Origin of the sequence: Collinsella sp. CLA-ER-H10 (assembly GCF_040092475.1) — a bacterium.
Lineage (GTDB): Bacteria > Actinomycetota > Coriobacteriia > Coriobacteriales > Coriobacteriaceae > Collinsella.
Map to the genome: position 1 here is coordinate 18,297 of NZ_JBBNLM010000021.1, position 13,268 is coordinate 31,564.

General features: G+C 56.2%; 11 protein-coding genes. 8 read left to right on the plus strand and 3 right to left on the minus strand.

The features are described from left to right. Positions 1-144: 144 nt before the first annotated feature. Entirely contained in the window at positions 145-3,180 is a 3,036-nt protein-coding gene (locus tag AAAX36_RS08140; protein WP_349075020.1) for an insulinase family protein, read from the minus strand. A gap of 621 nt (positions 3,181-3,801) precedes the next feature. Between AAAX36_RS08140 and AAAX36_RS08145 the strand changes: the two genes are divergently transcribed. Beyond that, positions 3,802-5,268 (plus strand): ATP-binding protein, encoded by a 1,467-nt coding sequence (locus AAAX36_RS08145; RefSeq protein ID WP_349075022.1) that lies wholly within the window; start codon positions 3,802-3,804, stop codon positions 5,266-5,268. A gap of 100 nt (positions 5,269-5,368) precedes the next feature. Here the strand turns inward: AAAX36_RS08145 and AAAX36_RS08150 are convergent, their stop codons facing one another. Next, complete coding sequence (locus AAAX36_RS08150) at positions 5,369-5,860, minus strand: hypothetical protein (protein ID WP_195920044.1); 492 nt, start codon at positions 5,858-5,860, stop codon at positions 5,369-5,371. Between the two features lie 126 nt (positions 5,861-5,986). Then, on the minus strand, positions 5,987-7,249 hold the full coding sequence (dcm, locus tag AAAX36_RS08155; RefSeq protein ID WP_117746732.1) for a DNA (cytosine-5-)-methyltransferase: 1,263 nt from the start codon (positions 7,247-7,249) through the stop codon (positions 5,987-5,989). Between the two features lie 142 nt (positions 7,250-7,391). Between dcm and AAAX36_RS08160 the strand changes: the two genes are divergently transcribed. From AAAX36_RS08160 to AAAX36_RS08190, 7 genes are all read left to right on the plus strand, one after another. Beyond that, complete coding sequence (locus tag AAAX36_RS08160) at positions 7,392-8,456, plus strand: Sau3AI family type II restriction endonuclease (RefSeq protein WP_349075024.1); 1,065 nt, start codon at positions 7,392-7,394, stop codon at positions 8,454-8,456. Positions 8,457-8,546: 90 nt separating this feature from the next. Continuing rightward, positions 8,547-8,897 (plus strand): hypothetical protein, encoded by a 351-nt coding sequence (locus tag AAAX36_RS08165; protein ID WP_349075026.1) that lies wholly within the window; start codon positions 8,547-8,549, stop codon positions 8,895-8,897. A 332-nt stretch (positions 8,898-9,229) separates the two neighbouring features. Beyond that, positions 9,230-9,946 (plus strand): GntR family transcriptional regulator, encoded by a 717-nt coding sequence (locus AAAX36_RS08170; RefSeq protein ID WP_158554614.1) that lies wholly within the window; start codon positions 9,230-9,232, stop codon positions 9,944-9,946. Between the two features lie 132 nt (positions 9,947-10,078). After that, positions 10,079-11,047, plus strand: a complete 969-nt coding sequence (locus tag AAAX36_RS08175; protein WP_195920042.1) for an SIS domain-containing protein — start codon at positions 10,079-10,081, stop codon at positions 11,045-11,047. A 43-nt stretch (positions 11,048-11,090) separates the two neighbouring features. Further along, positions 11,091-11,561, plus strand: coding sequence for a PTS sugar transporter subunit IIB (locus tag AAAX36_RS08180; protein ID WP_117746736.1), 471 nt, complete (start codon positions 11,091-11,093; stop codon positions 11,559-11,561). Positions 11,562-11,605: 44 nt separating this feature from the next. Next, positions 11,606-12,376, plus strand: a complete 771-nt coding sequence (locus tag AAAX36_RS08185; RefSeq protein WP_117746737.1) for a PTS sugar transporter subunit IIC — start codon at positions 11,606-11,608, stop codon at positions 12,374-12,376. Then, a complete protein-coding gene (locus tag AAAX36_RS08190) occupies positions 12,366-13,184 on the plus strand; it encodes a PTS system mannose/fructose/sorbose family transporter subunit IID (protein WP_349075030.1) in 819 nt (272 codons plus the stop codon). Before AAAX36_RS08185 ends, AAAX36_RS08190 begins: the two co-directional genes overlap by 11 nt. The last annotated feature ends 84 nt before the right edge of the window (positions 13,185-13,268 follow it).

A 13,268-nucleotide genomic window follows, 5' to 3' on the forward strand; every position in this document is an offset into this window, starting at 1 on the left:
TTCTGCAACTATATTCTAGTTGCAATTTCAGTTCGATGCAAGCACCTCTACTATAGAACATGTGTGCGTATAGAACAAGTGTTCGAACTACCACGAAGGGCGCCTGTGAACTGCGCCCTTCGTGGTAGTTTTGCTTGCCGTGCCTTAGCCCAGCAGGTCGATGACGTTGAAGCCGGCGTTGCTCTTGGCGATGACGTCGCGGCCGCCAAAGACGCAGGTGGGTGACTCGGCTGCGATGCGCGTTACGTCGGCGCCGAGCGAGCGAAGCTCACCGGGCGTGGCGGCGAGCATCTGGGCGCGGCGCTCCTCGCGCGCATGCGGATCGAGCCCGGCCAGGTAGGTCGTGTTGCGGCGCTTGGTGAGCGCGTACGGCTTCACCGGCGCGTCCATGCCGCTCACGCAGCTCACGATAAAGCCCTCAAAGGCGGCCTCGTCGGGATCAAAGCTGCCGAGCCATTCGCCCGCGCGCGCCACGCGCTCAATCGAGGGGTCGATTGCCGGGTCGCGGTAGGTGTAGAACGCCGCCTGACGCTCGCCGGCCGCGCGGAATCCGCAGCCGTACGCGCCGCCCTTAACGCGGATCTCGTTCCACAGATAGTCGTAGGAGAGCGCGTTGGCGGCAACCGCCCAGGCGCCCGTCACGTCGATGCCCAGGCGACGCGGGTCGCACGCGCTTGCCGCAAAACAGATGTCGCTGGGGATGACAAAGGCCTCGTGGCGGTCGCACGGCGTCGGCACCACGAGCGCGTTGCGGCCGGCATCGGCGCCGTCGCCAGCGCCCAGCTCCAGGTCGCCCGCGGCGGCCCAGTATGCGTTAAAGTCCTCGTCGCTGCCGGTAAAGCTCGCCAGGCAGCCATCGGCCACAAAGATGCGGCCTGCCAGCTCGGCAAGCTTGGTACGCAACCCGTTCACGCGCTCGTCAAAGTGGTCGAGCAGGTCGCGCAGGAACAGATAGAAGTCCACGCCCGAAAGCTGCTCGCGCACCACGGCCGAAGGCGAGCTGTAGCTCATCGCGCGACCGAGCGCCGCCGAGTGGCCGTTGTTGATAAAGCCCTGCTCAAGCCCAATGCGAATCTGTGTGAGCACGTCGCGCACGCGGTCGGCGTCGGCATCTGCCAAAAGCGTGCTCGACCATACCTCGCGCGGCAGACTCGCCAGCGCATCGATCTTCTCGGACAGGGCGCCGGCGCTCACCAGCAGGTAGGGGCGCACGCCGTCCACTTCGGGCTGCGTCATGACCTCGGTCGTAAAGCTCAAAAAGCCGAGCTTGCCAGCGAGCAAGTTGTCGAGTTCCTCGGCCGAGTGCTCGCGCGTGGGCAGCTGCTTAAGCAGGCGGCAGAGCAGTGTCACATAGGGCAGGTCCTCAAACGCGACGCAGTTCAGGTCGAAATACTGCATGGCGTAGGCCAGACGGTTGGTGGGGATGCCGTGGCGCAGGCAGGGGATGGGCACGGTCGTGTCCACGATCAGTGGCGGCTCGGGGCGCGCCTCGCCAATGTCGGACACGCGCAGGCGCGGCAGCGTGGCCTTGGCCTCGGGTGTGTCTTCCGCCTCCTGCGCGGCACGCAGCGCGGCCGTGCGCTCGACCACGTCGGTCAGCTCGGCATCGGTCATGGCATCGCGCTTGGCTGCCAGCTCGGCGGCCTCGGCACCCTCCGAACCCTCGGCGGCGTCCACCGGCACCAGCTCGACCAGTGCCATGTGGTCGTTTTCCAGCACCAGCTCGCGCAGCAGGTCCTCAAAATAGCTGCCGTCCAGCTCGCTACGCAGCTCCTCGTACACCGGGCCGTACTTGAGCGCCAGCGTCGCGGCGTCGTCATCGTAGAGCCAGGTGCTCAGCGCGTCGCACGCAATGGCCACGCCGTCGGCGATGCCATAGTCACGCTGGCGCAGGTCGTACTCGTTGCTGCTGATGATGGCTTCCAGACGCTCGCGCGGAACTCCGTGCTCGCACAGGTCGCGGCAGGCGTCCTGGAACACGCGACGCAGCTCGCGCGCCACACCGGGCTGTGCGTTTTGCAGCATGATGAGCTCGTAGGGCTGCAGGCTCTCGGCCGCGGTGTAGCTCACCACGTTGCCGCCCAGGCCGGCGGCCAGAATGGCCTTCTTAACCGGCGCTTCGTTGGAGCCCAGCAGCGCCTCGAACAGGATATCCGCCGCGATCGTGCGCTTGCGGTCGAGCGCGCTGCCCAGCACAAGGCCCAGGCCCACCAGGGCGTTCTCGGGTGTGGTGGCCATCTCGATGCGCTCGTACTCGCAGGTCACGGGCGCCTGCGCGTCCAACGGATTGGGCGCCAGCGTGGACGGGTCCTCGCCGGCGGCAACGGCAGCGTCCATGCGGCGGCTCGCGGCACTCGGCTGCGACAGATAGCGCTCGTCCAAAAAGGCCAGTGCGCGGTCCACGTCCAGGTCGCCGTAGAGCGTGATGTAGGAGTTGGAGGGATTGTAGTGTCGCGCGTGCGTGTCCAGGAACTGCTCGTAGGTGAGCGCGGGAATCGCGCGCGGGTCGCCGCCGCTCTCGTGCGCATAGGCGGTGTCGGGATAGAGCGCGGCGTTGACGGCATCGTCCAGCACGCTCATGGGATCGGACAGCGCGCCCTTCATCTCGTTGAACACCACGCCGTTATAACGCAGCGTGCCCTCGTGCAGGCTCGCGGCGCTGCTGTCGCCGTCGCCCTCCGGCAGGTCCAGTTCGTAGTGCCAGCCCTCCTGCTCAAAAATGGTGGGCTTGGTATAGATGGCCGGGTTGAACACCGCGTCCAGGTACACGTCCATCAGGTTGTACAGATCCTGCTCGTTGGTGGTGGCAACGGGGTAGATGGTCTTGTCGGGGTAGGTCATGGCGTTGAGGAACGTCTGCATGGAGCTCTTGATCAGGTCGACAAACGGCTCCTTGACGGGAAACTTGGCCGATCCGCACAGCACCGAGTGCTCAAGAATATGGAACACGCCGGTGGAATCGGCCGGCGGCGTCTTAAAGCCAATGGCAAAGGACTTGTTTTCGTCGTCGCACGCCAGGTACAGCAGACGAGCGCCCGAGGCAGTGTGTCGCAGCACGTAAGCGTCCGAGTCGAGCTCGGGCACGGTCTCGCGGCGCTCGACGGCAAAGCCGTGGCAGGTAGTGCCGGGCACCAGCAGTGCAGCGGCTGCGGCGCGCGGGTCGGTTGAGGTGGTGGGCATATGCAGTCTCCTTTGACGCCCCAGCGGGGGCGAATCGAGTCGAATCCTCGAGAGTATACCCATATGGGGCCGTGACCCTGCGGCGAACTGGAGACGATGCCAGCGGATTGGGCGAAGGGCTCGCGTGCCCGCCGCACGAGCGTGGAAAATTGGACACTCGCCAAACGAGAGTGGATATTCGGACGGACGAGCGAGGATTTCCGGATACCTATCGAACGAGAGTGGATATTTGGACGGAATTTGCCGCAAAAGCCCCAAAAACCGTCCAAATATCCACTCTCGATATCCGACCGTCCGAAAATCCTCGCTCGTCCATCACTCGCGTATCTCTCGTCTCTCATTCGTCTCTAATATGAGAGATGACAGGAAGATGAGAGAAAAATATGAGAGATAACTGAGCAGCAAAGAGACAGGCAATCATGGTATTGTCTCAATACCGATTGTTCTACCAGCAAAAATATGTATAAATGAAGCAAATGGTAGACATTCCATCTCTATCTATCTCTTATCTCTAAGCCGAGAGATAGAGAGATAGATGAGAGATAATTACGAGAGATAACTGAGAGACGAGGGAAATCTATCCGTGGCATTCTCCGCGGGACCGAGCGAAAGGACGTGCAGATGAACGAAAACGAGCTGACCGGTCTGCTTGAGTCTTTAAGGCGTATGGGCTCGGATGATCTTAACGTCGAAGTGAAGGAGAGCGCCACGACGCTTTCCCGCGACGTGTGGGAAACGGTGAGCGCATTCGCGAACACTGCCGGCGGAATCATCGTGCTCGGAGTGAGTGAGCGCGCAGGTTTTGTCCCGGTTGAGAACTTCGAGACCGAGAAAGTGCTCAACCAATTTGTGTCAGGCATGGGTGATGCGGGCGGTCGAGGAAAGCTGGCCAATCCGCCTAAATACACGATCGAGCGAGTGGAGCTTCAGGGCGTCATCGTTCTCGTCATTACGATTGAGGAGCTCGATCCGTCGAGCAAGCCCTGCTATGTCATAGAGCGGGGCGCCCAGGGCGGCAGCTACAAGCGCATCGATGACAAAGATGTGCCGCTTTCATCGACCGAGGTGCTCGCATTGGCGTCATGCGGTCGAGCGACTCCGAGCGATCGCGACGCGGTGGCGGGTGCGGGCGCGGACGATCTCGACGAGACGCTGGTCGACCGTACGATAGATCGGGCTTTCTCGTTGACGCCCCGGGCAATGCGCGGCGCGCCGGACAAACAAACGAAGCTGGAGCGCCTAAATATCCTTGATTCCCAGGGCAATGTCACCAAGGCTGGACTCCTAGTTGTGGGCACCTACCCTCAGCAGTTCTATCCCAAGCTCTTCATTGACGTGGCTGTCCATGCGGGAACTCAGAAGGGCATGGCGGGGTCGCTGAGATTCATGGACCGCACAATCTGTGAGGGAACGTTGGGCGAGATGATCTCGGATGCCGTCGCAGCCGTCGCCAAGAATTTGCGGCGAACCTCGACCGTCCAAGGCGTCTCGCGTGTCGACTCGCTTGAGATTCCCGAGGAGGTTCTGCGCGAGGCAATCGCCAACGCCGTAATCCATCGAGAATACGGGGATCGGTTCTGTGGACAATCGATTGCCGTCGACGTCTTTGACGATCGTGTCGAGGTGACGAATCCTGGCGGCCTTTACGGGGGAAAGACTCGCGAGAACTTGTTTGACGGCAGCTCCCGATGCCGTAACGCGACGCTTGTGAAGCTCATGTCGATTGTCCCGCTGCCGGATGGCGCAGGTTCGCCGGCTGAGGGCAATGGCTCGGGCATCCCGATGATGATCGATGCCATGCGCGCGCATGGTCTGGCCGAGCCCCTGTTCTGCCCGGGATTCGATCGGTTCAAGGTCGTACTTTACCGTTCAAAGATCGAGCCGGTCGATCATGGCGGGGGCTTAATTGTGACGGCACTCAAACACTACGGCGAGCTGGGGACGCGCGAGCTGGTAGAGCACACAGGGCTCACAATTTCCCAGGTTAGGTCGCGCGTCAACGCGCTCATTGCTCAAGGCGAGCTTGAGCCCACGGCGCCGGCGACGAGCCGCAACCGCAAGTATCGACTGTCGGAGCGCGTGGGATAGATGCGTTAGTGGACGAGGCGACCCAATAATCGACCCTCGATTGGCGTCCATTAAGGTAAAGCGGTTGTCGCCCAGTCGACGGTGATGCTAAAGGCTCGGCTTACGCCGGCATGGCCCCGAACCCGTCTATCAAGAACAGCCTAAGAACCAGCTTGATGACATTTCCCGGTTTGACTTCAGCCGTGCCAAAAACGCTGCGCTCGGCGAGCTCGCTGCAGTATGCGTAGATATCGCGGATGAGTTCCGCGCCCGAAAGCGTAAACATGTAGCCTGCGTCCGAAAGCGCATTGGGCGCGGCGGGCAACTTGGCCATGTGGCAAAAGGTCAACAGGTCGGGTGCCATAGCGTCCTGGTAGCCAAGATGGCTGCCGTCTTCTTGTGCGGCGAGTTCCAGCTGGCGTACTCGATCCAGCGCCACTGCCAGCACAAAGCTCGGCGTAGGCGCATTGACGTCCTGAGTGGTCGCCACAAGCCTGCCTGCTGCCTGCGTGACAAGCCAGGCGACCTCGCGCTGGCAACGCACGGCCTTGCGCGTCACCGGCTTGATGGACGAAGAAGAAACGCTCCCCTTAGGCGGATTCGAAGCAGCCATAAGACCCTCCCATGAACAATCCGGCCCAACAAGCCCGGATGAAACACGTGCTACATCAGTATACAGGGGAGTGGGATGAAAAAAACGGAGTCGACAGCGTGAACTGTCGGCTCCGGATTGCTTGCCTTAGAGGCCGTACACTTCGACCATAGCTTCGCCAATGCGATGGGGCACGCCGGTGACGAGTGCGTTGCCCATGCAGAAGGCTCGATGGCCGTCGGTCATGCCCGTATCGGTCCAGCCTTTCGGGAATCCCTGAAGCTGATCGAGCTCGTCGGGAACAAGACGGCGGAAACGGCCATCGGGACATTCGATGACGTGCTTGAAGCGGCTCGCTCCTGTGCCGCCTTCTCCTGTGAGGATGGTGCGGCTCGGCTTGTCGGTGGCATCCGGGAAGCTCATGGCTCCCTCGGAATACGTGTACGTAAAGCCTGTCTTTTTGTTAGTGCGCTCTTCGCGCTTGCTGCCCTTAAGGTAGCGCCAGTCGGGAAGCTTTTCGTCGGAGATGTAGAACTGCTCCGGGACATCAGCTTCGTCGACAAGCACGTCGCCAAGCACGTGGCGCTTACCGTGATAGTCTTCGGCAAAGTCGCAGGTCAGAACATGACAGCCCTGCATGACGCCAGCATTCTTGAATTGAGAGGTCTTTTGGCCGACGCCAAAACGAGTTGAGTTCTCGTAGGGGTCGGGTAAAACGTCGAGCTCGGACATCTCGTCGGGATAGATGGCGGGGAAGGCTTTAGCCATGACGCCGTTGTGCATGCGATCAACGAGATCAACCTTGCCAGCGTCCTTTTCGCAGAAGATATAAACACGCTTGCGACGCTGGGGGAAACCGTATTCGGCAGAGTTGACCACGCGCCATTCGACCGTGTAGTCGAGGTCGGCAAGACAGCTTAGGATGATGGCGAAGTCGCGACCGCGTTGAGACGCGGGCGACTTGAGCAGGCGGTCGACGTTCTCAAAGAGACCGAACTTGGGCTTCTTCATTTCGAGGAAGTGATAGATGTCCCACCAGAGGACACCCTTCTTTCCTTCGATGCCGTGTGCCTGATTGAGCGGACGCGCGACAGAGTAGTCTTGACAGGGGAAACCGCCAACGACCATTTGGACATTGGGGATTTCGATTTCGCCCGCTTCGGCTTGTTCCAAGACCCTATTAATGTCTTCGTTGACAACGGAATCATCGCCGAAGCGATCCATGTAGCAACGGGCCGCGAACTGACGCGCTTTGGTTCCGGGCGGTTCCCACTGATTTGCCCAAATGGTGCGGAAGGGGCCGGCTGGTTTCATATAAAACTCGGGATGTCGAGGGTCGGCATAGCCTTCGAGACCTAAACGAAATCCACCGACGCCCGCAAAAAGCTCGGCAATATTAATCTCAGACACGTTTCTCCAATCGCTGCTGTGTCCGTTTATGGTGCTCACAACAATAGCCGATCGAGGGGACAAGATCAAGACCTCAATTTTCTGGGCGTTAGTAGTTGCTCTGAACTACTATGGGGTTAGTTGCGAGTTTCGGAGGTATCCCGTGTCCAAGAAGCGCCTCGATTTCAAGCGCATGCTTGACGATACTGATTTTTCTGACCCTTCAAGCATTGAGCGCTACGCTGCCAATCTCGACGGCATGACGTTCCGCGATATTCTCGAGCTCGGTATTGCCCCGGAAGGGGAGAGTGCGCCCAAGGACTTTGGCTCCAAAAAGTACAAAGGCGGTATGGGTACTCTTATCGAGGAGCGCTACTTTGGCTACAAGGCCAATAGCGACGACCGTCCCGATTTTCCCGAGGCGGGCGTTGAGCTCAAGGCAACGTGTTTCGATGTGCTCAAGAATGGCCGTAAGTCTGCGGGTGAGCGTCTTGTCCTGACCATGATCCCTTACGACCGTCCTGTTTCGCTCGACTATGACAATTCTCACCTCAAGACTAAGCTCAGCAATATTCTGTTGATTTATTACGGCCGAGATCGTTCTATCGACAAATATGACCAGCGTATCGAGCGCGCTGTCATGGTGCGTCTTCCCGAAAAAGACATGAAAATCATTCGCGCCGACTACGAGAAGATTATTTCCTATATTCAGGATGGCCGTGCGGACGAGCTTTCAGAAGGCATGACGACTTATCTGGGTGCTTGCACGAAGGGCGCAACTGAGGCCACGATGTGGGCGGACCAGTATTATGAATACTTCAATACCGATACGGGTGAGATTGAGCGTCATCGCGCAAAGCGTCGCGCCTTTTCCCTCAAGCGCTCGTATATGGACTATGTGCTCCATACTTATGTCCTCGGTGCTCCGCGAGTCGGGGAGAGCATTGTTCAGGACGATGGCAAGTCTATCGATTTCGAAAGTTACGTAACTGGACTTATCGAGCAACACTATGGCGAAACTGATCGTCAGATTGCGGAGCAATACGGGTTGGAGTACACGGGCAATAAGGCGCAATGGACAACGCTCGTCTATCGTATGCTCGGAATCAAAAACAATGCTGCCGAGGAATTCGTCAAGGCAGGCATTTCCGTCCGAACCGTTCGAGTTAACAACAGGGGGCACATCGAACAAGCTATGTCGTTCCCACCGTTTGAGTTCAAGCGTTAAATTGAGGAAGACTGGGAAACGTCGCCTTTTCATGCATGCCTTGAGACTAATCGCTTCTTCTTCGTTGTGTTTCGCGAGGACCACGATGGCGTGCTGCGTCTCGACCGTTGTTTGTTCTGGGCGATGGGAGAAAACGAAATCGAAGGCCCTGCGAAAGCTTGTTGGGATGAGACGCGAAAGGTAATACGTGAGGGCGTTGAGCTCAATCCGTATCGGGATGCGAGCGGAAAGCTCAAAGTGACTAACAATCTGCCCGGTATGGCGGACAACCCAATTGTTCACGTTCGTCCGCATACGTCAAAAGCGGCTTACAAGTTTGCCGATGGAACAGAGATCGGTGACATCGCAAGGAATGCTTACGAACTGCCCGACGGGCGTTGGATGACGAAGCAATCGTTCTGGTTCAACAAGGGCTACCTGGAGCATATTCTGGGGCTGTAGCGTTTTCGCATGGGATTCTCAACGGCGTTCTGTTCGTAACGTCGCTATTTCTGATCGCGGCTCCGCCTCGCCATTACCTATGACGAGGCGGAGCCGTAGCTTTGATGACTAAATTGCCAGTCAAGATAATCAAATGAGCTGAGATGCACCGCCCTACGCCCGCAGCGCTCCAATGGGGAACGCGTAGACATCGTGCTCGGCGCGTTATGCTTCGCACTTCCTCATTTCTATAAAGGGTTTTCTCCAACTAATTTGAAAATGGTGACGCATATGCAGCTGACGGAAAGTCAATACATGTAATATTACAAGTATCAGACTGTCAGGAGGTAATGATGGATGAAAAGCCGCTATATCTTCAGGTTGAAGACCGTTTAAAGGCGAATATTGAATCGGGTGCCTGGGGGCCTGGTGAGCAAGTCCCGGGAGAACAGATTTTGTGCAAGCAGTTTGGCGTCAGCCGCGTGACGCTGCGACACGCATTGGCGAATCTTGTAAATGAAGGCCTGATGGTAAAAGAGCATGGGCGAGGCACATTCGTTGCAGATAACGAGAGTACGTCTGCTGCTTCTGACGGACATGCACGTTCTTCTGTCAGCTTTTCCGATCTTTGCCGATTGCAGGGAAAGGAGCCGTCTGCACGGATTGTGTCCGCCTCTCTCGAAGCGGATTGTCCAAAGGAAGTGGTTTCATTTCTGGGCCTAGACAATTCGCCTGCTTTTAAGCTCTGTCGCGTTAGGTTTTCTGATGGTAGGCCGGTACTGTCCGAAACCAATTACTTTCGAGCTTCCTTCGCGTTCTTGGCCGAACACGATCTCGAAGGGTCTTTATACGAACTTTTGCAGCGCCATGGCGTGATGCCGGGGGAACTTACTCGTCGTATAGGAATTGTCTATGCGGACGATCGAGACGCTGAGCTCCTCAAGGTCGACCTTGGTTCGGCTCTGCTATTCAATAGGTCCTTCGTTAAAGATTCGGAAGGGCATCCGCTGCATGTTGCCGATCAGCATGCCATTGCCGACGATCCGGGTCTTTATCAGTTTTACGCATAGAAGCGCTTGCCGCTTACGACTCTAAACTGCCGTTCGCGGGAAAACGACAGTTTTTTCTTGACTACGCTGCAGCGTGGATTATTCTCTAATTAATACATGTAGTAGGACATGTATTAATACAAAGGAGTAGCGATGAAAGAAGAGAAAATCGTCCAGGACCTGCTCGCCAAGGATTTCCATCCCAAGAACGTTTACTTCGTGGCTTGCGGAGGGTCTCTCCTTGCTCAGTATCCGGCCTTCTACTTGATTCAGCGCGAGGGCAAGGGTATCGACGCACAGATGATTACGAGTAACGAATTCGTGCACGCCACCCCGAAGGCCCTGGATGAGAACTCCATTGCCGTATTCTGCTCGCTCTCGGGAACCCCCGAGACCATGGTGGCGACCGAGGTCGCGAAGAATGCCGGGGCGATTACGATTGCCTATTGCCATGATCCCAATGCCAATATGAGCAAGATTGCTGATTACCACGTCCCCTTTAACACAATCTTTAATCCCGAGACTAAATATATGGAGAGCAACGCCGCTCCTATTCTCAAGCTCGCCTTTGAGATCCTCTCTGCTTTCGATGGCTATGAGTATCTGAATGACGCTAACGCGGCGTTTGATATGCTGCAGGACGTTGTGAATGAGGTCGTTCGTTATATCGAGCCCCGCGCGCAAGAGTTTGCCCGTTCGCACAAGGACGATAAGATTATCGTACCGCTTGCTGGCGGCCCTGCCCTGGGTGTCGGCTATGGTTTCTCCATTTGCAGCTTGATGGAGATGCAATGGGTCCATGCGCCCCTCATCAATACCGGCGAGTTCTTCCATGGGCCGTTTGAGATTGTGGACCGAACTACTCCCTTCGTTCTGTTTATGAGTGATGGCCGAAATCGTTCCAACGATGAGCGTGCAAAGAAGTTCCTTGATGAATATGCCGACCGCGTCACGGTGCTGGATGCGAAGGAGCTCTATATCAATCAATTCCCGGCAAGCGTCTGCGAGTTCTTCAATCACTTTGTGTTTGATGCGGCACAGCGTAGGCTCCTGTCTGCACTCGGGGATATCAGGAAACACGATCTGATGACGCGCCGTTATATGTGGCATGTCGAGTATTAAACGCCTGGTTTTATCGACTCGCTTTTAGGAATGGGTGACAATTATGATCGTCGCAACGAGGGTGGATGAGAGACTTATCCATGGACAGGTTGCCGTATCTTGGCTGTCTGCATTAGGGGCTGATTGCATTCTTGTTGCAAATGACGAGGTTGCTGCAGATGATGCCCAACGCGCAATACTGAAAATGGCAAAGCCTTCTGGATGCAAGCTTGTAATAAAAGGACTTGATGATTCGATTGCGGCGATCAGAAGTGGCATAACGGACAAATACCGTCTGTTTATAGTCGTCAAAACCGTAAAAGATGCTTGCCTTCTCGCTCAAGGGTGCCCAGATATTAAGGCAATTAATCTGGGAAACGTCATACCGAGAGAGGGAACCCGACAAATTAGTCGGTGCGTTTACGTTTCTCCGGACGAAGAGAAGAGCCTTGTTGCGCTTGTTGAGGCGGGAGTCGATATCGTAATTCGGAGTTTGCCAGGAGATAAGGCATTGCGACTGGCGGAGGCTCTGTAGGCCTTTAGCGCAGACAGATATTTGTGCTAAGGAAAGGAGATGCAATGGACATTCTGTTGATCTTTCTTATTTCATGCTTTAGCTACTCGAATTGGTTTCTTGGTAAATCAATGCTTGATAGACCCCTGATAACGGGAACAATTGTGGGTCTCGCATTCGGTGATTTGGCAAGTGGCTGTATTATCGGCGCCACGATTGAGCTGGCCCTTATGGGCGCTCAGGGAATCGGAGCGGCTGCGCCTCCTGACGTGATTTCCGGTGGCATTTTGGGCACTGCGTTTGCGATCATTTCCCATTCAGATGCTGGCGCCGGCGTTGCTTTGGCAATCCCAATTTCAATGCTCGGAATGGTAATCAGGAATTTTTGCTACATCGTTCTGATTCCTCTTATTAATCGCGCCGCCGATGGATATGCCGAACGAGGAGACGTTGACGGGGTGTGCAGGACCCATCTTATCTCTAGCTTCTTCGGGTTCATTATTCCCCAGGCGCTGTATGTGACCGCAGCTTATGCGCTGGGTGCTCCGGTTATGGAAGGCGTACTTGCGGCTATTCCCGAATTTGTCCAGCATGGCTTGACGGTTGCCGCAGGCATTTTGCCCGCCCTCGGCTTTGTCATTCTGCTTAGGACCATCATGGACCGGAAATTGTTGCCTTATTTGATCTTTGGATTCGTTCTCAGTGCGTATCTGGGCTTGCCAATCTTGGGTGTTTCGCTCATCGCCGCCGGAATTGTGCTGTTGATGGTATTTAAAGATCGCGAATCCGCTGTCGCTGTTACGGCTTCTGTGGAAGGAGACGACGATGAGTTCTAAAGAAGGTGGATCGAAAATCACCAAGTCCGATCTCAATAAAATTTTCCTACGCTCAATGACATTCGAGGGGTCCTGGGATTACGAGCGGCAAATGTACCTTGCGAATGCATTTACGCTTGGCCCAATTATCAAGAAGCTGTATCCGTCGAAAGAAGATCGCGCAGACGCATTGAAGCGCCATCTTGAGTTCTTTAACATCACTCCCTATCTCGCGACACTGGTTTGTGGAATTGTGACAGCAATGGAGGAGGTGAAGGCGAACGGCGGAGAAATTGGTGGAGAAGCTATCAGCAATGTGAAGACTTCGCTTATGGGCCCGTTGTCCGGCATTGGCGATTCGTTGTTTCTAACAACTTGGCGTACGGTTACTGCCGGAATTGGCTGCTCCATCGCAATGCAGGGGAACCCGCTCGGCGCTGTCCTATTTTTCTTACTGTTTAACATACCTGCACAAGCCGTGCGCTACATTTGCGCCATTAAAGGTTACGAGATGGGCAGCAAGCTACTCGTTAAGCTGTCCGAGACAAATATCATGAAACGTCTGACGAGACTGACTGGCGTCGTCGGCATGATGGCGGTGGGAGCAATGATTGCCTCAATGGTGAGCGTTACAACTCCGCTGGCTTTCGGTTCGGGCGATGAGGCCCTTGCCATTCAAGGCGTGCTGGATCAGATTATGCCATGCCTGCTTTCGGTAATCGCAACAGCTGTGATTTATTGGGTTATGGGAAAGAAGCCAAATACTGCGGTCGTTCTTGTCTCGATAGTCGTCTTTTCGATTGCATGCTCTGCGGTTGGAATTCTCTAGAGTTGATATCCTTGCTTAGCGTGAGCTGATTGCCATCCGGCTGAGTTTTGATTCAGGCACTGCCCATTACAGTCTGAAATAGGC